This window comes from Roseibium sp. JB4-4, from assembly GCF_055693425.1.
This window is the reverse complement of the sequence record NZ_CM146333.1, coordinates 5,600,337-5,623,347: the sequence shown is the minus strand read 5'-3', so window position 1 is coordinate 5,623,347 and position 23,011 is coordinate 5,600,337. Positions and strand designations below refer to the sequence as shown.

Sequence of the window (23,011 nt, the reverse complement as noted above, 5' to 3'; positions counted from 1 at the left end):
TTAAAGTGCGACTGCTAGAGCTGGTCCTCCTGCCCCTGGCCGTCCTCTCCGGCAACCAGATCGTCATAAGTGGTGTGAGCGGCGCCGCCCGCTAGCGCGGCCTGTGCCGCCGCCTTGGCTGTCTCTGGCGAAATCTGGCCATTTTCTTCTTCGCCCGCACCGGCCACCCGAACTGTGACCTGACGATGCGCGAATTTGATGCCGTTTTGCTCGAACAGATCCCGTAGACCGGCATAGACGACCTTGCGGAGCTCGAACTGCTTGCCGGGTTTGGTAGTGAATTTCACACGCGCAATCATCGCAGAATCCTCCATGGAGAGGATGCCTTGTGATTTCAGCGGCGCCAGGAACATCGGGCCGTAATACTCGTCGTCCAGAAGTTCCTTGCCGAAGTTTTTGATGATCTTGCGCATCTTGTCGACATCGGTGTCGTAGGTGACCCGGAATGCAAGCTTCATCACGGCCCAGTCGCGTGAAAAGTTTTCGACCTGCTGGATTTCACCGAATGGAACCGTTGTCAGCGCACCACGATGGTGGCGAAGTTGCATCGAGCGGATCGAGATCTTTTCAACCACGCCCTTGGCACTGCCGATATCAATGTACTCACCTTTCCGGAACGCATCGTCGATCAGATAGAACGCGCCTGAGAAAATATCCCTGATCAGGGTTTGAGCGCCGAAGCCGATGGCAAGACCGACAACACCGGCACCGGCAAAGAGTGGCGCGATGTTTACGCCGAGTTCCGCCAACACCACCATGGCCGCAATGACCACGATCGTAATGAGAAGGAAATTGCGGAAGATCGGCAGCAATGTTGCGATCCGGCTTTCCCCGGCGCCGCCGACTTCGGCTTCCTCATCCTTGTCCGCGGGAGATTCCTTGGCAATCTGACGGTCTATGACGATTTTTACGGCTTCATAAGCCATGTAGCCGAGGAACATTACGAGAAGGACCTCAACGAAGGACCCGATCAGCGAGCCACTGCCGGCAAGAGGAACACCCCACATGTTGGCCAAAAGGTCCAAAGATCCGAACAACACCAGGATCGCGGCACCGCGGTCAAAAAGGTTCCGGAACGGAGTGCGCAACGCTTCGCGTTCGGCTGCTTCGGCACGCGCTTGAGCCAGAGCACTTTCCGGATCGTCTTCGGTGCCCTCGCTTTCTTCGGCGCGCTTGATGTCTTCCGCGATCTTGGCCTGTGCGTCCGCCGTATCAAGGCGGGGCAACAGCAGTCGATCGATGATCAGGATAAGGATGCCATAGGCAATGGCAGCAAGCAGCAGTACCTGAAGCGGCGCGCCGACAAGGCCCGTCGCGTCTGGCAGGTCCAACAGAATTCGAACTGCGGAAATCGCCCATGCCACGATGAAGTAGAATATCGCGACATAGTGCCAGACGTTCCCCAGAACACGCCGCCACAAGGGCGTTGCGTGCTCGTCCTCACCGCGGATCAACCTGCCGATAACTTTCCGATAAACCAGCGCAATTCCGATCAGGATGATCATTGAAAGCGCGGAAGCAGCGATCAAGGCAATCTTGTGCGCATCTTCATTCAACCCGAGCCTTTCCATCCACAGACAGAAGGCAACCGCCGTAAGCGAGACGCCTGATCCGATCAGAAGCAATCGGTAAAGGCCGCCAGCTTCCTTGTCGGAAAGAGCCAGCAACCGATGGCTGGCCGCATCCGGAACCAGAAGATTGAGCCAGATTATCTTGAGGGCCATGAAGGCGGAAATGACCCCAAAGGCAACCATTGCGGTTTCGTTGGCAGATTCAAGACCGCTGCCAATCGCCAGGAACACCATGGCTGCGACGGCAAAAAACAGCACAACACCGACAATCATCAGTATGGCACGCAGATAGAGATAAATGATCTTGTCGGACCGGGAATAAACGTCGGCCCGGTACATGCCCGCAAACTGTCTTCGGCCCCAACGCGCAAGCAGGTAGGACGCCGCCTGTCCCAGAACAACGGCGATCACTATGTCAATCAAGGCAACCGGGATCCAGCTTAAACCCTGCCCTTCGCCTTCCGCGCGCAAGGTGGCCAGCATTGTCTGATGAATGATGGGAATCTCGCCGAGGATCTTCTTGAAGACATCGCGTGCCGCGACCGCTTCATCAGCGAACTCGTCTAAGTTGGCTAGAACGCCCTCGCCCTCGCTATGCTCGGCCGCTTCGCGCGCGGCAGCATCAACGGTGGTCTCGTCGCCACCTTCCGGCGTCTCTGCCGTGTCAGCGTCCTTTGACGCGGACATGGAAGAAATGACACCGGTAATGCCCTGAGCGTGCGAAGCAGAAACGCCGAGATTACCAGCAAAACCTGCAATAAGGATCGCAGCCAGGATGCAAATGGCCGAGATTAGATAATGCCTTTTCAAGTTGAATTGAAAAGACGAATGGGAAAGAGAACGCATTTCAGCCCCGTAACGATTCATAAAAGTAATCAGCCCCTGTTAAGCACGGTTCCGTGATTAATAAAAGAAACCAAGTGTAACAGGTTGTTGCCGCAGCAATAGATCAAGGCCCGGCTCCAAGGAACCGGGCCCTCCAGTGCTGTCAAGGTACTGGATTTTTCTACGCTTCAGTGCAGGACGTTCAAATTCCAATGCGCCATCTTGCGTTTGGCTTCTGCAATGGTCATGCGCTCGAACAATGACATTGCATCGCTGCGCGATTCAGGTGTCAGGCGGTGCCGCCACGGTCCGATGCTCAAAAGCGAACTTATGGTGATCGATGAAAATCCCGATGCCTTGGCGAGGATCACGAAGGGCTCAGGATCGGGACGCACCATCCAGTGACTGACTTCCTCAACACCGCATCTCACCAGCCAGGCGAATGTAGCCACCACTTCAGCAAACCGGTCTTCTGAGGCAAACCGGCGCAAAGCCGCCTCATTGACCATGCCTCGTTTCGCCAACATCAGCACACGGCTGCGAGCAGTTTCGAAGTCATAGCGCCCAAGCCAATACTGGTTGGACATGCGCTGTGCGGCAATATCTGCGGCTTCGTCCAGACGCTCAGCATCCTTGCCCCGGCCGGCCGCATTCAGCTTTTTTCTGACTTCCTCGCTGGCCACTAAAATCAGGTTGGAGATATGGTTCTCAGCGAGATCCGCGCGTTCACTCAGAGACAATTGCAGCGTCGCATCCGAGGTTGCATCGCTGATGAGTGCATTGATGGCCGCATTTGAAAGGCTTGCCCCATCGTTGCTGGCAACCTTCCGCTTGACCTTCAAATCCCCCTTTGTCACCAGAATATCGGTAAGGGACTCTGTCAGAACCTCTCTTTGCGCCATTGCGAAAAGGTGGGCGTTGCCACGCTTCTCGGCGATCTTGATCAGATCAGTGTCGCGCAGGACGGTGGACCTCACCAGAATGGGTTCCGCAACTTCAATATCGTCATCAGCAAGGCGGCGGATCGTCTCCTCAGGGCCGCGCCTAAGGCTCGACATCTGCTCAGCGACGTATCGCCGAACTTCGGACTCCACCATGTCGACGAGGCGCAACAGCACCGAGTCGTAGATATCGACCTGCTCGTCTGAGCAGCGGTCCGACGTCAATGCGAACAAGGTCGCAACGTGCCGCGCCAGCTCCGCTCGACGGGCGCTGCCAGCTTCACCAGTCAGCTCCGAAAAGTTCACCAGTTCTGTTTTCAACGCTTCTGTCATACTTCGATACCAATTCTCAAATTTTGCCGATTTGGCGTTGGTAGCGAAGATGACGCCGAGATTTAAAGAAGAGCAAAACACACATTTCGAGAATGTAATTGTCTTTTTGTAAAACCTTGCGCGAATTCAATTTAGATTTTACGGAACGCCTGTAAACTTCTGATAAAAAGGAATTTTCGCGTTTCAATTCGTCTAAAATCCAGAAAAATCGGTCGAGAAAATAGTCGAAAAACACTGTGAAAAAAATGAAATCGACTTGGGATTTTATGCAATTCAGGGTTCAGGACGGTCTGTTCATTTAACTCACGCGTGAAAAATGTCCGAACCAACCCTGCCGGCAAAACAGAGGCACTATCTTGGGCGATCAACCGCTCGATACACCAACACATCGACCGGGTGGCATTAGAGATTGCAAGCCGTTCAGAGCTGCAGACTTGCTGGCAAACCCAAAACCGCAGAGCCAGGAACCGACGCGGTGCGCCGGTCTTTGCTCCATCAAGCCTTATTCTGCGGCAGCCAGAAATTCCTTGGTACTGTCGGCCTTTTTGCTGCCGCCATCTCCAGACTTGTCCAGCTGTTCCAGCAGTTGCTGGCGCTTTTCAATGGCCTTTTGAAAGTTTGCGTCCTTCACGGGTCCGAAACCACGGACAAGATCAGGGACCCGGGCAATTTCAACCAAAAGCCCGTAATTGCCGTGGGGCAACTTGTTCAGGATCTCGGCGATATCCTTTTCGTATTGAGCAATCAAGGCGCGCTCCGCGCGGCGCTCATGCGTGCGGCCAAACGGGTCGTACCACTTACCTCGCATGGCCTTGAATTTGGCAAGCAACCCGAAAACGCCGAATACCCAGGTGCCGAAAGCGATCTTTTCCGGTCGGCCGGTCTTCGGGTCCTTGCGGTGCGCCAGGAAAGGCGGCGCCAGATGGACCTTCAGTTTCTTCGGATTTTCAAAGCGCTGCGCAATCTTTTCCTTGAATGCCGGATCGGAATAGAGCCGTGCGACTTCATATTCGTCCTTGTAGGCCATCACCTTGTAAAGCAGGTCAGCAACGGTCTGTGTAAGGCGCAACGTGCCAGGGCCATGGGCTTCGTCGGCTGTCTTTACCTTTTCCAACAACTCCAGGTAACGCGCGGCATACGCGCTGTCCTGATAGGCCGTCAGCTCCGCCGCATTGAAGGCGATCTTTTCGTCCAGCGTGAACTGCCGGGGCTTGTGCTCAGATGGCAGTGTTTTCAAAAGCTGGTCCGGATCTGCAGCCAGCACACGCCCTGCCCGGAATGCTTTGATGTTGTTGGCAATAGCAGCCCCGTTCAACTCCAGGGCCGTTTCCAGAGCATAGTCCGAAATAGGCAACGCACCGCTTTGATAAGCCATTCCGACAAGAAGCATGTTGGCATAGATCGCATCGCCCAAAAGCTTCTCGGCGACGTCAGCAGCATTCAGCGGAAGATACTTTCCGGACGCCTCGCGCAGAGCCGTGTCCATGCGCGTTTCATCAAACGAAAGCGTCTGCTTCAAAACGAATTCGGCAGTCGGTGCAACCTTGGTATTTGCAACTGTCAGCGTTTGGCCGCGATGTGCAAGAGCAAGCTGATCGGCATTGGTCGCGACCACCATGTCGCTCGCCACCAGAAGGTCCAGGTTTGCAGCAGGAACACGGGGTCCTTCTATGGATCTGTCGCTTGCAGCAAACCGAACGTGAGAGGTGACCGGCCCGCCCTTTTGCGCAAGCCCAGTCATGTCAAGCGTAGAGGCTTGTTTGCCGTCGACATGCGCTGCCATGGCAAGCACCGCGCTGATTGTCGTTACGCCCATGCCGCCAATGCCTGCGACCAGCGTGTTGTGAGTTCGTTCCAGTGAAGCAAGCTCCGGCTGCGGGAGGGTTGTCACCAGAGCATCGATATCGACATCTGCCTTTTTTGGCTTTTTCAGCGCCGCGCCGTCAACTTCCACAAAGGATGGGCAAAATCCCTTGATGCAGGAAAAATCCTTGTTGCAACTTGACTGGTTGATGACCCTCTTTTCACCGAACGGCGTAGCCAGTGGTTCGACCGACAGGCAGTTCGATTGAACAGAGCAGTCTCCACAGCCTTCGCAGACACGGTCATTGATGAAAAGACGCTTGTCAGGATCCGGGAACTGACCGCGCTTGCGCCGGCGGCGTTTTTCAGCAGCGCATGTCTGATCATAGACGATCACCGAGACGCCCGGGAAAGACTGCAGTTCCTCCTGAACGTCCATAAGCTCGTCCCGGTGGTGCACTTTCGTGCCCGGGGCGATTGGCGTCCAGGAGCCGTAGTTTTCCGGATTTTCCGAGACAACGGCAATCCGCTCAACGCCTTCCGCTTCAAGCTGGCGGGTGATTTGCGGCACGCTCAATTGGCCGTCGACTTTCTGTCCGCCAGTCATGGCGACGGCGTCATTATAAAGGATCTTGTAGGTAATCGGCACGTTCGAGGCGAGTGCCTGGCGTATGGCCAGGATGCCGGAGTGGAAATAGGTGCCGTCCCCGACATTGGCAAAGACATGGCTATCGCCTGAGAAGGGTTGCTGACCGACCCACAGAACGCCCTCACCACCCATTGCTATCTGGCCTTCCGTCGTCCGGCCGGCCATCTCGGTCATTGCGTGACATCCAATGCCTGGCAATGACCGGGACCCTTCAGGTGTCTTGGTCGATGTTGAATGCGGACAGCCGGAGCAGAAATACGGGATACGGGCGGCTCTCTCGGCATGGCCCTGTGCCCACATCGCCTGGCGTGTCATCCGGCTCGCAACAGCGCGCATGTCCTCGCTGACGACATCGCCGGGAAGCCACTTCATCAAACCTTCGATAAGCTCGGCAACGGACAGTTCCAGAACATCAGACAGGAATGGCGAACCATCAGGGCGCCGTTTGCCCCAGATCTCCGGGCGGCTCATTTCCGACCAGTGATAGGAAATTTCCTTGATCTGGCTTTCCATGAAGGCGCGCTTGTGTTCGACGATCAAAAGCCGTTCCGCGCCGCGCGCAAATTCCCTGAGACCAAGGGGTTCAAGCGGCCAGGTCATGGCAACCTTGTAGACGGCAAGGCCCATCGACTTGGCCATTGCCTTGGTTATGCCCATCAGGTCAAGCGCCTGAAGCAGGTCGCGATAGGCTTTGCCGGACGCGACAATTCCAAGTTTCACCTGGCGAGTACTGCCGAAGGTGATCCTGTCGAGGCCATTGGTGCGCACGTAGTTCTGAGCCGCCGGAATCCTGAGATCGCGTACCAGGCGCTCGGTTTCGAGCCGGTTGCCAAGCATCAGGTCGCGGTTCTGGCGATAGTCCTTCCGCGGATCGTCGTCGAGCGGACGCACAAGTCTCAGGCGGTCCGAAGAAACGTTGATCGTTGCCGACGCATCCATTGTGTCGGCGACGCAAATCAGTGCCGTCCAAAGGCTGGTGAAGCGCGACATTTCCAGCCCGTGCAGACCGTAGTCGAGAACGTCCTGGATATCCGCCGGATTGAGAACGGGAATTTCGGCATGTTGGAAAAAGAATTCGCTTTGCGCCGGAAGAATGGAAGACTTTGCCAGATGATCATCGCCTGCAAGAGCAAGCACGCCACCATTCCTGTCAGTACCGGATGCATTGGCCTGACGCAGGACGTCGCCGGCCCTGTCCACGCCGGGAGCCTTGCCGTACCAGATCCCGAACACGCCGTCATAATCGGTTGGACGCCCCACACCGCCTTCACCGCGCAGCTTCTGGCTTCCCCAGACAGCTGTCGCTCCTAGTTCCTCATTCACGCCAGGCTTGAAAACGACATCGGAGGACTTGAGGTGACGCTTCGCGCGCATCAGCTCGGTGTCGTAGCCTGCCAGCGGCGATCCGCGATAACCTGAAATGAACCCGCCGGTTTTCATACCAGCCTGCTGGTCTAGGCGTGCGCGATCAAGTGCCAATCGGACGAGCGCCTGTATGCCGGTCAGATACACCCGACCTTCCGTCGCGACGTATTTGTCCTCAAGCGTCACGGTTGGCATATGCACATTCATCCAATTTCCTCCTAACCAACAGTATGGGGGCTAGCCTCTCCCCGGCAACCTCATCTGCAGATAAATATCATCCTTTTCACGGGCAATTTCTGTGCTATCGTCACGGCAATTCACCCCGGGGCAGCATAAAAATTCCTAAAATGGCCGATGACTGACAAATATCTTCTCGACCCTTCCGACATTCGTGTTCTTCGTGTCCTGCAGAGGGACGCCTCACTCTCCATTGCGGAAGTCGCAAAGGAATCGGGCATGAGCCAGACCCCATGCTGGCGACGGATCAAGCGCCTCAAGGAACAGGGCATCATCCGTCAGATAACCGCAATTATTGACCGGGAATCGGTTGGCCTCAACTTTGTTGCCTATTCCTTTGTCAAACTTGCAGTGCCCAGCCGGGAAAACATGGAAACTTTCGACAAGCTGGTGCACCACTGGCCGGAAGTAGTCACATGCGAGCGCATCACAGGCGCGGTTGACTATCTGATCAAGGTCGTTACCGACGACATCAAGACCTACGACAACTTTCTGCGATTGAAATTGTTGGACAATACTCTGGTCTCCGATGTGCAGTCCCGCATTGTGGTCAACACGGTGAAAGACACTGTCGCGCTGCCTCTGCGCGAAAACTGATTGCGCAATGTAGCACTGCTTGGCACCGCCTCTGAAGACAACGTCATACTTGCGCCAGGTTCAATTAGCCGGGTGCAGTCGGCCTGCTGACTTCGGTGTGGGCGTCGAAACTCTTTGCTGCAATGCTGTCCAAGAGCTCGACTCGACAACCGTATTAACTGCTATTCTAGCCCGATGAACGCGGCCAATCCTTACAGTTTCAAAAAAGCAACGCTGGATGACCTCGCCTTGCTGAAGGTATGGCGTTCCGCGCCCCATGTCCTTGAATGGTGGGACGCTGGTGAAGCGTACATCGAAGCAGATCTGGCTGATCCGCGGGTAGCACGCTGGATCGTTTCAATCGCCGGGCAGCCCTTTGCCTTCATGCAGGACTACACTGTGCACGGGTGGGAAAATCACCATTTCGCCAGCCTTCCCAGAGGCTCGCGCGGGATCGACCAGTTTATCGGAGATCCGGACATGGTCGGCCTTGGCCACGGGCAAGGTTTTATTGGTGCGCGCATGCGAACGCTTTTCAACGCGGGCGCCCCAGTGATCGCGACGGATCCCCATCCCGACAACAAGAGGGCGATCGCAGTCTACAAGAAGCTGGGATTTGAGATTTCCGGACCGCCTCAGGAAACCCGATGGGGCCTGATCTTGCCAATGCAGGCGAAAACCTGACCAGAAGGTCGTCAAGGCCAGCTATGGCGCTTCCCAGCCGTAGGAACCGATCGCGGTGTCTGCCTGGATTCCGGATGGCACCATGAAACAACAAAGACGGATACCCGAAGACGCTAAGAGGACTGGCAACTTACAAAATCAGCCAGCGCGCTGGCGACAAGTTCCTGGCTTGCGGACAGTAGAAAGGCCCATCTCGTGAAGGTAATGTCACCTTCACGAGATGGGTACACGGCACGGCAGATCCCGGATTTGCGGTCGGCCTTACGCCACAGCCGCAGGGTCCAGGAAACCACCGGACTGTCTGTTCCAGAGTTGGGCATAGACCCCGCCCCTTTCCAGCAGCGTCTTGTGCGAGCCCTCCTCGATGATCCGACCCTGATCCATGATGACGAGCCGGTCCATCGCCGCGATGGTCGACAGACGGTGAGCAATAGCAATCACCGTCTTGCCTTTCATCAGGTCAAAGAGGCTTTCTTGAATAGCGGCCTCAACCTCTGAATCGAGTGCCGACGTCGCCTCGTCCAGAACCAGTACGGGCGCGTCCTTCAAAAGGACCCGGGCAATGGCAATCCGCTGACGCTGGCCTCCCGACAGCTTGACACCACGCTCGCCGACGTGGGCATCAAGTCCCCGCCGTCCGCCGAGGTCCTGAAGGTCGGGAATGAAGGACATTGCATGGGCCTTTTGCGCTGCCTGCAAGGCCTCTTCCCGGCTCGCGCCGGACCGGCCATAGACGATGTTGTCGAACACGGAACGGTGCAGCAACGACGTGTCCTGAGTGACCATGCCGATCTGTGCCCTGAGGCTGTCCTGAGTAACCGCACCGATATCCTGACCGTCAATCAGAATCCGCCCACCCTCAAGGTCGTAAAAACGCAACAACAAATTGACCAGGGTCGATTTACCGGCACCGGACCGCCCGACCAGTCCCACTTTTTCGCCGGGTTCAATCCGCAGTGACAGGTCGTCAATAACGCCTTTGTCCTTTCCATAGTGAAACCGGATACCTTCAAAGACGATCTCGCCTTTGGAGACAGCCAAGGGCTTGGCGCCTTTGCGATCCACCAGCGTGTGCGGTCTGGAGATCGTTTCCATGCCTTCCTGAACCGTTCCGATATTTTCAAAGATATCGGTTGTGATCCACATGATCCAGGCGGACATGTTGACGATGCGCACCGACAGCGTAATGGCCAGTGTCAGCGACCCGACAGAGACGAGACCGCTCTGCCAAAGGCCAATGCCAAGCGCGCTCAACGACGCAATAAACACACCGTTGACGATCCAAAGCAGAATGACCATTTGCGTCAGCGGCCGAAGGATGTCGTAGAACTTGCGCGTATGATCCTCCAGCGCATCACGCGTATAGGCTTCCTCCTTGCGGCCCGCGGCGAACAGTTTGACAGTCAGGATGTTGGTGTAGCTGTCAACGATCCGCCCTGTCAGGCTCGAGCGCGCTTCGGACATGATGGCCGATCGCTCCTTGATCTGCGGTACGAAATACACCAGCAGCGCCACGTAAATGACAATCCAGCCAACAAGCGGCAGGATCAGCCAGGCATCGACACCGGCAAACAGATAAATCGCCGCTGTGACATAGATCAGAACGAACCAGATCGCGTCGATCAGTGACACGACGGAGCCGCGCAAGGACGGGCCGGTCTGAATGATCTTGTTTGCAATACGCCCGGCAAAGTCGTTGTTGAAGTAGGACAGCGACTGCCCCAGAACGTGTTTGTGCGTCTGCCAGCGAACGAGGTTGGTCATGGCCGGCTCGATGATCTGGAACTTGATCATCGCGTGGCCTGCACCAAACAAAGGGCGCAGCAGCACGACCACCACCAGCATCCAGATCAATTCGGAACCGTGATCGGTGAGAAGTTGATCGGGACTGGTCGTGTTCAGATAGTCAATGATCCGCCCCAGATAATCGAAGAGGGCGACCTCGATGATCGAAACGACGAACCCAAACGCCATGAGCCAGACCAGCGGCTTCCAGATCTGGCGGACAAAATGCCAGTAAAACGCGCTCAGATCGGAAGGCGGCGGCGTTCCGTCATGGGGTTTGAAGGGAGAGACGATATTTTCAAGATAAGAGAAGACCGTTTTCATCGGTCCGCGCTCCATTGCAAGTTCGAGATTTTGGAAAAAATCGCACCGGCGCGGAGACGCTTTTCAGAGTTACGGGTCGCGGGCGGTACGGATGAATTGCTGAAACCGACACGGGAACCGAACTTGGTCTGTGTGTCGGTCTATTTTGGACCGAGTAGACGCATTCTGACCTCTTGAATTCTGATTGCTCTGTTTTACGAATGTGTCCGCGCACGCGGTATGCGCACACGATGCAACATCGATACCCTAGCCGTTACTCTTCGCAGATCAAGTTGAAAGTGTCGGTAAAAGTGCCAAGCCGCGATACACGTGTGAATTGCGCCACACTCACGAAACAACATTAAACTGCGCTGTCTTCCAACTTGCCAGATATTGCGTTTGTGTGGCTGCCCATTTCGCAAATTGTGGTTTCGTGTTGTTCGATCTAGGGAAGAAAGCAGACCAAACCAGCGTGTTGGCGCAGGCAAATACGCGACTTGGTTTTAGCTTTTGGTCCCTGCTAAGGGATCACAATTGTCGTACCGCGTTGAACGAGCGACACGCTCTGGGAAACCACCTGTGGCGGCGCATCAGGATTTTCCATCCGTGTCAAAAGCAGGTCCAACGCAACATCACTAAGCTCAGCTCGGCTTTGATGGAAAGTTGTCAGGTCATATGACTTCCAGGCAGCTTGTGGAATATCGTCATAACCAACAATCTGCAGGTTTTCAGGGATCTTGAGTTCATGTGTCAGGCGAAGCCCGTCTAACACGCCAAGCGCCAGATAGTCTGCAGTACAGAATACTCCGTCAATCTCGCCAGAGTGCTCAAAGACAAAACTGGAGGCTTCCAAACCACCTTGATAGGTCTGTGTGCCTCGGGCAATCCGGACAACCGGAATACCACCAACATTTGCCGCCCTTTCGAAGGAGAGCGCACGTCCAATGACTGAGTAAGACGACTTTTCTGGCGTTACAACGGCAAGGCTTTTGCATCCGCAATTGGCAAGGTGTTCAAAAGCCATTCTGCCACCGGTTTCAAAGTCGGTCAGGACCCGATCCACAGGAGCGCCCGGATCGCGCTTGTTGACGACGACCAGGGGAACACCATTGTCCAGACATTCCTGGCAAATCGATTGCGATGGTGTGTCGGACGTAACGATCACTCCTGCGACACTGTATTGAAGCAGTGATCCAATCAGATCGGCAACGTCCGTTCCAGGATCGCCACGCAGAAGAATGGGCCGGAAGCCCCGTCGCAGAAGCCCCTTGGATAACAGATCGATTTGTTCGGCACGGAAAGGATTGTCCAGATCGGACGCGACGAGGCCAACAAGGTCCGATTTTTGTTTGTGCAGAGATCGTGCCAGCACGTTGACACGATAGCCGAGCGTGGTTGCGGCTTTGGTCACCTTCTCGCGCGTTTCGTCGGACACGCTTGCACCATCAGTAAAAGTGCGGGAAACCGCGGAGCGGGACACCCCGGCCAGTCTGGCAACATCAAATGAGTTGACCTGTCTTTTAGGGCCAACCGGATCAGACATATTCCTGGTCTTTCTCGTTGAGGGCCACCCGGCGGCGGACCAAGAACGGGTCGTCTACATTCAGCATGTCAGCTTTGAGACGCAAGAGCCGATCAATTACGTCCGTCTCTATTCCATGATAGGCAATCATCGTCTTCTTGCCACGTTGCCGAAGTGTTGCAAACTCCCCCGCATTTGCGTTTTGAGCATTGAACTCGATCACATCTGCATCAAAGCCGGATATACATGCCTCAAGTGTTGCAAAATCCTCTCGGCGTGCCATCAAACGTGCTTCAGGAATTTCACTGCAGAGCGTCTCAAGGAAGTTCTGATTGAACGACCAAAAGAAAACACGATCCGCAGGCAACCGTGCGAGAACCGCTCTTGCTGTTTTGACCGGATCTGCATCCTTCAGTTCAACATAAAGGCCTCCATCTTGACAGGCCGCGAGTTCCAAAATCTGACTAAGCTCAGGGATTTTCTCAGCACTATAGAATGCGTCGAACCAGGACCCTGCGCTCAGATTGGCGAGGTCTGAAATGTTCTTGTCTTTCAGAAACCCGGTGCCGGATGTGGTTCTTTCAAGACTTGCATCGTGAAGCACCATCAGGTGCCCATCGGCAGTCTCCCGGACATCGATCTCGACATAATCAAATCCGGCATCCCAAGCTGCGCGGGCGGCAGAAAGTGTGTTCTCAGGCGCGATACCGTTGGCACCGCGATGACAGACGATTTCGGGACGAAGTGGTCTATCGCCTTTATTGTCAAAAACCATTTCTGGTTGATTTGTACAGATGCCGAGAATCGGTAAGTCGAAGAGCGCCTCGATGACTTTGCTTCGCTCTTCATGCCACGTTACCACGGCCAGGTTCCGGTGTTTTGCTTCTTTGAAGAAATCAGCATCGAGAAGCCGATCCGGCCGGTCTCCGGCATGTTCCCAACATGGGTGAACAATATCCGCGCCACAGGCATCAACAAGAGAGAACGGATCTTGCCCGTTCTGTACAAGAAGCGAGACTGGGTAAGGGCAACCTGTTTCGATCAAATGTCGAGCGAACGATACAGTGTTTGCACCCACAATCACACGATCCATTTGCGACGCAAGCAGCATTTCAATGGCAATTGTCGCCGCATCCGCTTCCTTGGCATCAAGATATATTCCAGCCCCGCAAACACCGGCCAATTCAATGACCGCGGAAAATCTCGGTACTTCGCGATGGTTTTTTGCGGCGAGATCTTGCAGCTTGTCGGCGCTCAGATCGCTGACACGCTGTGCTTTCCCCTCCTCGTCGAGACAAGTTTCGTCGTGAAACGCAACGGGGACACGATCTGAGGTCAGCCGGATATCCACTTCCCACATGTCGGCGCCCAGCTCATGTGCAAGCTGAAACGCCTTCAGTGTATTGTCGAAGGCGTAAGCGCTGGCTCCTCGATGCGCAATCGAAAGTGGCCAGGACGCCTTGTCGTGTATCCAGCTTTTGTTGATGTGGATCAGCGATATCTCATTTTGTGTCAAAGGCGTTCACCACCCGGCCCAAAGGCGAGAATGTGCTCTCTTGAGATACCCCAGGTCACTTCGTCTCCAAGTTTGATTTCCCCTCCGCGGGATTGAATGGATCTCAAGACGGCCCCGTTTGTGAGAGTGACATCGAAAAGATCTTCGCGCCCTTGGGTTTCTACGAAACTCACCTTGCCGGTGACCTTCATATCATTTTCCGGCTGGAAGAACTCCGGCCGGATACCGAGGCGGAGTTGCGTGCCGTTGGAAAGATCAATGACATTGGAGGGAAGGCGCAACGCGACTTCGGAGTTTGCGAGCCGGATTTCTCCGTCATTCGCGATCCCGTCCAAAAACGCAATTGGCGGATTGCCTAGAAAACCTGCCACAAAGTCGGAAGCCGGGTTGTCATACATTTCCTTCGGCTTGCACACTTGGACAATGTCGCCTTTGTTCATCAGCGCGATCCGGTCGCACATGGACATGGCTTCGACCTGATCGTGTGTGACCAAGACTGCGGTTATTCCGGTTTGTTGCTGTATCCGACGAATTTCTGACCGCATTTCCAGACGCAACTTGGCATCCAGATTCGCGAGCGGCTCATCCAGAAGGAGAATATCCGGTTTTCTCACCAGTGCGCGAGCAAGAGCCACACGTTGCTGTTGGCCGCCTGAAAGCTGGGAAGGTTTGCGCTGTAGCAACTCCTCGATATGCACAAGGGCGGCAATTTCAAGGACCTTCCGATCGATCTCGGCTCTCGGTTCTTTGCGAACTTTTAGCGGAAAGGCAATGTTCGCATGAACATCCATGTGCGGATAAAGCGCATAGTTCTGAAAGACGACGCCAACGTTCCGCTCTTGTGGCGGCCGTTTGGTCACATCCTTGTCGCCAAACCGCAGCCTGCCGGTGTTCATTCGATGGATACCGCAAATCGAGAAGAGCGTTGTGGACTTGCCGCAACCGGATGGACCGAGAAGAGCCAGCATCTCACCGCTTTCGATTTCGAGCGACATGTCCTTGATGACGGTGGTGTCGCCGAAGGTCTTCGTGAAATTTGTGATCGAGATACGCATCAGCCCTTCGTGCCTCCGCCATAGATGTTCATGAGTTTATTCTGGAAAATCAGATAGATGATCACGACCGGGAGGGCGTAAAATAAACCAACGGCAGAGATCAGATTGAAGTCGGAGTTCGCGTTGGTATCCAATAAGAGGGTCGCTAGATAAGTGGATAGAACCTGCGCATCCGTACCTGGATTGAGTACCATCGGCAGGACGAATTCTGACCAGCCTGACAGAAACGAGAATATCAGGATTGCCATCAAACCCGGTTGAACCTGAGGCAGGATGAGTTTCCACCAGACTGTGAAGCGGCTCGCGCCGTCCTGCACACCCGCCATTTCGATTTCCCAGGGAACCGTGTCGTAAAAGCCTTTCATGACCCAGATGCCGAACGGAAGTTCCAGCGCCGTCTTGACGATGATGACACCGATCAAGGTGTTGTAGAGCCCGAGGATCTGGAGGATCAGGAAGATTGCAATGATCAGGGTGACTGTTGGAAAGGCATGCAGCACGATCAGGCTTCCGAGGAAAAAGCCGCGGGCAGGAAAACTCAGCCTTGAAAGCGCATAACCGGCCATCACTGAAATCGCGGTAACAACAGCGGCGGTACTTGCTGCAAAGATGAACGTGTTCAGTGTGACCCCGTAAATCCCCCAACGGCCGTCATCCAAATCAGTCCACAAAAACCGGAAGTGGTGCAACGTGAACGCATTTGGGACAAGCGTGCCTGGGACCTTGGTCGTGAACGTGTCTACAACCAAAAAGGTCAGCATGATTAAGAGAGGCAGTGAGAAGATGAAAAGGACCAATAGAACAGGCCAGTTTCTGAAATTGTGTTTCATGCCCGTTATCCTTCAATCCGAGGCTTTGTGAGCAAGTTCTTGAAATTGAACAGACGCAGATAGAACAGGCTCGCCAACACGCCAATGACCACCAGAAGGAGCGCATAGGTTGCACCCAGGCCGTATTGCAGATTGCCGCCATAGTTGTTGAGTGCAGTATGGAAAGCAGCGAGCGCCCAGACTTCCGTCGATCCACCAGGGCCGCCATCCGTAGACAGGTAGATATATTCAAACGAGGTCAGCAGCGACATTGTCTGGTAGGATGTGATGAACAGGATCGGCCAGCGCAACTGCGGCAGAATGATGTACCAAACCTGTTGCCAACGGCTCGCACCATCGACTTCGGACGCATAGAGCATTGAAGCAGGTATCGCCCGGATCGCGGAAGAAAAGACAATCATGCCCATGGATGCGCCGACAAACCCATTGATCAAGATGACGGTCACCCAGGCGTGGTACTCGGTATCCAGCATCCAGTTCTTAGAAGAAACACCGAAGCCGGAGAGAACTGTCGAGATGAAGCCGGTATCCCAGGTGAACCAGCGCCACATGACAATGTAGAGCACGGGCGGCAGAATGCGCGGCAGGAACCAGATTGCGCGGAAAGTGGTTGCCTGCGCCGCAGGAAGATAAAAGGTTGTGATAGCCAGAAACAGGCCGAAGACTACGTTGAATGCCAGTGTGAAAGTGACATAGATGCCGGTGTTTTTGGCATATTGCCATGTCGAGATCAAGCGAAAGCAGCAAATCAAAATTTGCGGTTGTCCAAGTCCACCCCGTATAGGCAATTTCGCTGATAAGCGGCCGATCCGGTTTCGGAATTCCTGCTTCATTCAACGCAGCTTCAAAAGCATCCAGTGTTTCATACCGCTGATTTAGGATTGAGCGTTTGAACAGATCGGCGGCGGCTTTGCGGTCTCTTGTTTTCCGGATCGGATTGCTGCTGAGGTCTTTCAATGCCCGCTCTACATCGCGGCGTTTGGTAAAAACTTCTCCAGCATGATTTTTCGAAAATTCTTCAGCAACTGCCTGACCATGGGCTTCAGCTAAAGCTGCAAGCCCCCTCTCATCGACCCGGTATCCCGCGCTTTCAATCTGGCTGCGCGTCACGTCCGGCAGACCTGCATCAGTCAATGCGCGAAGGCTGCTGGCGTTAAGAACGTAACTTCCCCCTTCACGCCCGTCGCTGTGCTCATGTTGGTGAATGCAAATATGCCCGTAAGGATTACCGGCATCAAAAAAAACAAAAGAACGACTATCAGGGCTGGCGACAAAAACGCCAGACCAAGCCAGCTCGAGCGTTGCATGAAATGCTCCCCTTAGAGGTTGAAAGGGGCAGTCCCGCCCCTTTCATCCCTTCCAGTTCCCTGAGGATTAGCGAATGATCAGTTCGTCGCCGAGTGTGGCCTTCATCTGAACTTCGACTTCCTCAACGGCTTCAGCCGGTGACTTTGTGCCGGTCCAGGCCGCCTCAAGACCCTTGAATAGGGCTTCGGAGTAGGCCCCATAGTTCACATGGATCGGCTGTGCATTTGCATGGCCTAGGAGACGCTTGGTCGCTTCGTCTGCCCAACGGTTGTTGGCATAAAGCTCGATATTGGATTGCTGCCTGGATATGCCGAGGTGGTTTGACTGAATGGCATGAAGGGAATTGATGCGCGGCTCGGACGCGATTTTCACAAGGTTCGCCGCAATTTCTTCCGCATCATCATTCGCGTTGTCGGTTATCAGATAGACCAACGGATGCGTGATGGTGTTTGCGCGACCGTCTTCGTTACCGGCCGGTATGAGCGAAAACTCGATGGTGTTCCAGAAATCCTGGTTCCCTTCCTGTGCATAGCGACCAAAGTGCCAGGTACCGCCATGCCAAGTCGCTGCCTTACCGTTTGCGACCTCCTTGTACCACTGTCCCCAGTCAGTGCCGAGGTGGTTCTTACGCGTCACATCAGCTGCGACCGCGTCTACGAAGAACTGGTAGAATTCTTCCATGGCTTTCTTATCAAGGACCAGTTTACCTGTTTCTTTGTCAATCAGTTCACCGCCAAAGGACTGATAGAACTGAGCATAATCCGGGCCATTGGAAGGACGCGGGTAGAAGCCGTATCCCTTTTCGACAACTTCCATGTCGACGGCTTTTTTTGCATCTTCCAGTATGTTTTGAAGAGTGTATTCACCGGACTCGACCTTGGCCGGCAATGCCGCGATGTCTTCGTCGCTGTAGCCGATCTTCTTCATGGTGTCTTTCCAGAAGAAGAATGGGCGGCTTTCCGCATCCTGCGGCAGGCCCCACTGAACATCATTAAACGCTGCGATTTCCAAAAGGTTTGGATAGATGTCGTTCAAAGGCCATGCGTCGAGGTCGAGATATTCCTCAACAGGTACGATATAGCCAGCTTCCGACCAGGGAGCGATATCAAGATGAGATGTGACGACGATGTTTGGAGCAGTACCTGCTTCAGCTGCAAGCGTGACAGCCTGCTTGAATTCCTGCCAATTGCCAAACTGGCCCTTGGACTCAATGGTGATGTTTAACTCTTCGCCTTCGATTGCTGCTTCCCGCTCCAGAATGTCTGCAGCCATCTCGATGGCTTCCCAGCGGTATGCATCACTGTCGTTGGAGCCGCCAGCCCAAACGGTTATCGTAACGTCTTTGGCAACGGCTGCACCCGAAAGGGCTGTGGCCGCGAGCGTAAGTACGGCAGCCGCGGTGGACTGGCGCAGTTTTGAAACAAGAGTGGTCATCTGAGTCTCGCCTGAAACCTTGGAGCTGCCATTGTCCGGGCTTGCTCCGTGTTGAACTTGCACACGTGTGCAAAGCGCAACCTAGTGAGCTCAAGTAACGACTGTATGACAATATTCGATTTTGAAATCAGGGACCGAAAACCTGATCGTTTTAAGGGCCGGGAAAGACATTCCCGAGACACGGCAGAAACGCTAGTGGGCCGCGCAAAATAACACTCAACGCTCGCGCGCCCCCGGCTCAGCTCAGCTCAATCAGTCGTCATCTTCAACGCGGGTCACAAGTCCGGACTTCGGGTCGATCTTCATTTCAAGCCGGTCGCCTTCCAGGGTGACTTCTGCCTTGATGCGGTCGTTCTTGACTTCAATTTCCCGGATTTCGTAGCCGTTGAGCTCCAGGCTTTTGGCGATGTCGGAAACAGAAAGGCCGATCTTGTCGCCCTGGCGGATGTCGGCGAGCGCGACGGTGCTCATGCAAATGGCCGCGGCAGATGCCAGAACGCCCATTTTCAGAGTGGGATTTCCGATGTTCATTTCGTCTCTCCAGTTGTCAATGTGCCCCGAACCACCGGGATTGAGAGACGAAATGGGAATTTTGTTGGAATTACCTAATTAAACTTCGGTCATGAAGGCACCTTGACCGTTCGGCCCAAAGGACGATTACGCCGGCGCCTTTTCAGAAACGAGTGCGCCATGAAGCAATTCATCGATGAAGAGCGACAAAAGTTGCGGCCGGCCACTCACGCCTGCCTTGCGGTAGATCGCATTGCATTGCGCCTTGACGGTTCCCGCCGCTGTTTTGCGCATATTTGCAATTTCTGCGATCGAAAACCCTTTCAGTGCAAATAGTGCCACATCACATTCTGACGGCGTCAGACCCCAGGATTCAAAGTGTTCTTCCATCAGATTGGCGAATGCACCAGAGGCGGCTTTGATCTGCTGTTCCAGTCTTTTTTGGCGTGTCATGGCTTTTCTGATCTCAAATCCGGACGCCACCAGGCCCGCTACGAGAGCGGCAATAACCAGGTTTTCCAGAAGGTCGTTTTCAATCAGCCCACCTGGCATCTCTCCCCACAGATAATCTGCAGCTTCTTCGACGACCAGATAAACAACGCAAAGCGACTGCAAACCGAACAGCATCCAGGGCCAGGCGGTTTTCCAGCTGGTGAAAGGCGGCATTGAGTTCCTCACAAGCTTCCCGATCCGAGCGGCGAACGGATCTCCGGCCAGTTTCCTAAGGTGCCTGCGAGGCCCCGTCAAACTGGCGGAGACGACTTTTGCCGGCATCTGAAACAGAGAAAATGCAAGCGAGCCCCGGCCGACCGGTGGGTTGGTCGAGCCGACCGGGGCAGGCGCAGGATTGATCAGTCCTCGTCTTCGTCCTTGTCGTCCTCTTCCAGTTCCATTTCCAGAATGAGGCCCGATTTTCCGTCAACAACGACTTCGATCTCCTGGCCGTCTCTTGAGACCTCGGCTTCAAACTCACCGTTGCCTGTCTCTATTTCTTCAACAACGTAGCCCTCCTCTGTAAGGGCCGCCCGAATGTCTTCTTCGGTCGTTCCGACCTTGTCGCCAACGGTGACGGCGGCAAAAGCGCTGCTTGCAGGCAGTGCAAAGCTGGCAGTCACGATGACGGCGAATAGGACGGATTTCGAATGCCGGGACATGATGCAAGTTCCTCTGATTGGAAAAAGAAGGGGACTGATTGGATCGGGGTAAAGCAACCGACGCTGTGCCCGTCGGCTGGCCGCCATCTGGCCTCGAAAGCGTCTCAACCACCATTGCTCAAAGGCTTATAAACCGGCCCATCAACCAAGGTTTACGGCTTTGCGGCGCAGGATTAGGACAGGTTTAAAGGCCAGAATTCGAGCTTATTCGGCAAATCTGCTTGCAGAAAGTCCAGATGGATCCAGAAAAGGTGTCTTGCCCACGATCATATAGGCCAAAAGCCGCCCGGTAACGGGACCAAGCGTGAAGCCGTCGTGCGCGTGGCCGAAATTGAGCCAGAGACCCGGTGTGTGCGGAGACGCGCCGACAATCGGCATAGAATCCGGCAAACATGGCCTGCTTCCAAGCCAGGGCTTTTCCAGAAGTTCCCTGCCCAGCGGGATAAGCTCTTCGGCACGCCGTCTGGCGCGCTTGATAATGGCCGGGTTGGCAGGTGCATCGCGCGGTGCCAGCTCGACCCCTGTTGTCAGGCGTATGCCGTTATCAGTCGGTGTCAGGGCAAATCCGTTTTCGACATCCACCACCGGTCTGGAAAGGCCCGCTCCATGCGCGGGCCTGTAATGCATATGATAGCCGCGTTTGGCCACCAGCGGATAGTCTTCACCAAGCCGGCTCAAGACATCCTGTGACCAGGCGCCAAGGGCAACAACAACGTTGGCGGACGAAATGGTTCCACGTTCGACCTCCAGATGCCAAGCGCCGCTTTGACGTTTGAGCGCTCTCGCATCTCCCCTGAAGTACTTGCCGCCTTCCTGCACGAAGCCGCGCCAGAAAGCATCGAGAACCGCGCCCGGACTGGACACCGAACAACTGTCCGTCCAATGCAGACCTCTAAGGCCATGAGCCTTCAGGCCCGGTTCAAGGGCCGTCACCTCACCAGATGTAAGTTCATCAAAGGCCACACCGAAGACACGCGCATAGTGGCGTTCGTTTTCGCTTTTCTGGAACGAAGCATCGCTTCTGAACAGATGCAGCCAGCCTCCATGCCGGTAAAACCGGTCGGCATTGGTCGTCGACGCGATATCCAGATGTTCCCGAACCGCCAGGGCTCTCAGGGGCGCCATGACACGGGAATAGGTTTCCATGCCCCGTCCACTGCTGGCCAGTCGATAGCGTTGCAGCCAGGGCGCCAGTCGGATCAAAGTGGCCGGATCATAGGATATAGCTGTCGATTGTCCGAAAAGGATGGACAGCAGCTGCAGTGCCCTATTCGGTATGGGATGAGGCACGAACCCGTTGCACTGCACGATGCCGGCATTGCCGAAGGACGCTTCTTCGCCCGGGTGCCGTCGGTCGATCAAGGCAACATCCAGACCAAGTCGTCTCAAATGCAGCGCTGTCGAGACACCGACGATCCCGGCGCCAAGTACAACGACATCAAAAGTCTGGAGTTGTCCTGCCTGCTTTGTCATTTTTGTCCCGGCCACACCCGCGCACAACCTTGTGGCTGGTGTTGAAACGCCGGATCCTTTAAGAGGCAAAGACTGCCTGCCCACACACGTTTCAGGAGACAACCTAAAATGATCTCGACCGCTGGGGGCAGCTTTGGCATGGATTGGCCGCCACGGATCGGCAGCTCTCACTGTGACCATTTTCATCGGCATGGCCTTGCCAGCGCTTTCTGCCACCTTGCGTCCCTATCTCGGGTTCGCGGTCTTTAGTCTGTTGACGCTCGCCTTTTTGCGGGTTGATCAACAGGCCATTCGCCAAAGACTACGCAAACCGGCCCTTTTGCTGCTTGCGCTGGTTTGGATGATGCTTGGCGCACCGCTTCTGACTTATGCCTTTATTGAGTTTTCTGGCCTCAAGGAACACGGCTCCGACGTAGTCCTTGCTCTTTACATCGCCACTGCTGCACCGCCGGTTATGGCTGCACCGGCCTTTATTTATCTTCTCGGTCTCGACGGAACACTCAGTCTCGCATTGTCGGTCGCGGCGCTGATTGTCACACCGCTTACCGCTCCCTTCATTGGCGAACTTATGCTCGGTCCATCCCTGCCTTTGAGCGTCGGGGGACTTGCAACGCAGTTGTCACTGCTACTTGTGGGCGCTTTTGCACTCTCAATGTTGTTCCGAAAAATTGCCGGCAAGGAGCGCCTCGCAAGATCCGCCAACCATATCAGCGGCTTGAATGTGCTGCTGATGCTCTTTTTCGCGATCGCAGCAATGGACGGTGTTGCTCAGAGTTTCATTGATAGACCTCTGTTCACCTTAGGCATCACCGCCCTCACCTTTTGTCTGGCCATTGTTCAAATCGCGCTCACGCTGCTGCTGTTTTCTCCCGCAAGCCGGGAAGACGCCTACGCCATTGCCCATACCTGCGGCACGCGAAACATGGGCCTGATGGTGGCTGCCTTCGGCGGAACACTGCCAGAGTTCACATTTCTCTGGTTCGCAGTCGGCCAATTCCCGATCTACATGCTTCCTTTGATGATGAAGCCGTTTGTCCGTGTATTTTGCCGGCAGAACGCCAAAACTGTGACGCAGCAGACCTGACAGCCGCGTCTGTTATCCTTAAGTCCGAATACACATAGTGTTGAGACGTAAGG

18 protein-coding genes are annotated in these 23,011 nt (G+C 54.9%); 3 read left to right on the top strand and 15 right to left on the bottom strand.

The features are described from left to right. Positions 1–14 precede the first annotated feature (14 nt). The 3 genes from ACZ1HV_RS26485 to ACZ1HV_RS26475 form a co-directional block, all read right to left on the bottom strand. The gene (locus ACZ1HV_RS26485; RefSeq protein WP_298818305.1) at positions 15–2,417 is read right to left on the bottom strand and encodes a mechanosensitive ion channel family protein; all 2,403 of its coding nucleotides are present in this window, start codon (positions 2,415–2,417) and stop codon (positions 15–17) included. A 167-nt stretch (positions 2,418–2,584) separates the two neighbouring features. After that, positions 2,585–3,670, bottom strand: a complete 1,086-nt coding sequence (locus ACZ1HV_RS26480) for a DUF2336 domain-containing protein (RefSeq protein WP_298818303.1) — start codon at positions 3,668–3,670, stop codon at positions 2,585–2,587. A gap of 502 nt (positions 3,671–4,172) precedes the next feature. Next, positions 4,173–7,694 (bottom strand): indolepyruvate ferredoxin oxidoreductase family protein, encoded by a 3,522-nt coding sequence (locus ACZ1HV_RS26475; RefSeq protein ID WP_472716814.1) that lies wholly within the window; start codon positions 7,692–7,694, stop codon positions 4,173–4,175. A gap of 147 nt (positions 7,695–7,841) precedes the next feature. Between ACZ1HV_RS26475 and ACZ1HV_RS26470 the strand changes: the two genes are divergently transcribed. Next, positions 7,842–8,321: an Lrp/AsnC family transcriptional regulator gene (locus tag ACZ1HV_RS26470; RefSeq protein WP_152501126.1), complete on the top strand. Its 480-nt coding sequence runs from the start codon at positions 7,842–7,844 to the stop codon at positions 8,319–8,321. A 174-nt stretch (positions 8,322–8,495) separates the two neighbouring features. Further along, positions 8,496–8,984, top strand: a complete 489-nt coding sequence (locus ACZ1HV_RS26465; RefSeq protein WP_472716813.1) for a GNAT family N-acetyltransferase — start codon at positions 8,496–8,498, stop codon at positions 8,982–8,984. A gap of 261 nt (positions 8,985–9,245) precedes the next feature. On the opposite strand, the gene ACZ1HV_RS26460 is transcribed toward ACZ1HV_RS26465, so the two are convergent. The 12 genes from ACZ1HV_RS26460 to ACZ1HV_RS26405 all read right to left on the bottom strand — a co-directional run bounded on the left by ACZ1HV_RS26460 (position 9,246) and on the right by ACZ1HV_RS26405 (position 21,874). After that, on the bottom strand, positions 9,246–11,093 hold the full coding sequence (locus ACZ1HV_RS26460) for an ABC transporter ATP-binding protein (protein WP_472716812.1): 1,848 nt from the start codon (positions 11,091–11,093) through the stop codon (positions 9,246–9,248). Positions 11,094–11,592: 499 nt separating this feature from the next. After that, positions 11,593–12,615 (bottom strand): LacI family DNA-binding transcriptional regulator, encoded by a 1,023-nt coding sequence (locus ACZ1HV_RS26455; protein ID WP_472716811.1) that lies wholly within the window; start codon positions 12,613–12,615, stop codon positions 11,593–11,595. After that, entirely contained in the window at positions 12,608–14,110 is a 1,503-nt protein-coding gene (locus ACZ1HV_RS26450; RefSeq protein ID WP_472716810.1) for a glycerophosphodiester phosphodiesterase, read from the bottom strand. Before ACZ1HV_RS26450 ends, ACZ1HV_RS26455 begins: the two co-directional genes overlap by 8 nt. Beyond that, a complete protein-coding gene (locus tag ACZ1HV_RS26445; protein WP_472716809.1) occupies positions 14,107–15,165 on the bottom strand; it encodes an ABC transporter ATP-binding protein in 1,059 nt (352 codons plus the stop codon). Before ACZ1HV_RS26445 ends, ACZ1HV_RS26450 begins: the two co-directional genes overlap by 4 nt. Next, entirely contained in the window at positions 15,165–15,995 is an 831-nt protein-coding gene (locus ACZ1HV_RS26440; protein ID WP_472716808.1) for a carbohydrate ABC transporter permease, read from the bottom strand. Before ACZ1HV_RS26440 ends, ACZ1HV_RS26445 begins: the two co-directional genes overlap by 1 nt. 5 nt (positions 15,996–16,000) lie before the next feature. Then, positions 16,001–16,828 (bottom strand): carbohydrate ABC transporter permease, encoded by an 828-nt coding sequence (locus tag ACZ1HV_RS26435; protein WP_472716807.1) that lies wholly within the window; start codon positions 16,826–16,828, stop codon positions 16,001–16,003. A gap of 297 nt (positions 16,829–17,125) precedes the next feature. Next, positions 17,126–17,302 carry a hypothetical protein gene (locus tag ACZ1HV_RS26430; protein WP_472716806.1) on the bottom strand — a complete coding sequence of 59 codons (177 nt, stop codon included), beginning with the start codon at positions 17,300–17,302 and terminating at the stop codon, positions 17,126–17,128. Between the two features lie 67 nt (positions 17,303–17,369). Then, on the bottom strand, positions 17,370–18,737 hold the full coding sequence (locus ACZ1HV_RS26425) for an ABC transporter substrate-binding protein (protein WP_472716805.1): 1,368 nt from the start codon (positions 18,735–18,737) through the stop codon (positions 17,370–17,372). Positions 18,738–18,989: 252 nt separating this feature from the next. Beyond that, entirely contained in the window at positions 18,990–19,268 is a 279-nt protein-coding gene (locus ACZ1HV_RS26420; protein ID WP_298818276.1) for a PepSY domain-containing protein, read from the bottom strand. 126 nt (positions 19,269–19,394) lie between these two features. Beyond that, positions 19,395–19,913, bottom strand: coding sequence for a helix-turn-helix transcriptional regulator (locus ACZ1HV_RS26415; RefSeq protein WP_298818274.1), 519 nt, complete (start codon positions 19,911–19,913; stop codon positions 19,395–19,397). 185 nt (positions 19,914–20,098) lie between these two features. Further along, positions 20,099–20,401 (bottom strand): PepSY domain-containing protein, encoded by a 303-nt coding sequence (locus ACZ1HV_RS26410; protein WP_298818272.1) that lies wholly within the window; start codon positions 20,399–20,401, stop codon positions 20,099–20,101. Between the two features lie 204 nt (positions 20,402–20,605). Then, a complete protein-coding gene (locus ACZ1HV_RS26405; RefSeq protein WP_472716804.1) occupies positions 20,606–21,874 on the bottom strand; it encodes an NAD(P)/FAD-dependent oxidoreductase in 1,269 nt (422 codons plus the stop codon). Positions 21,875–22,007: 133 nt separating this feature from the next. Here ACZ1HV_RS26405 and ACZ1HV_RS26400 point away from each other — a divergent pair, with 133 nt between their 5' ends. Then, entirely contained in the window at positions 22,008–22,958 is a 951-nt protein-coding gene (locus tag ACZ1HV_RS26400; protein ID WP_472716803.1) for a sodium:proton symporter, read from the top strand. The last annotated feature ends 53 nt before the right edge of the window (positions 22,959–23,011 follow it).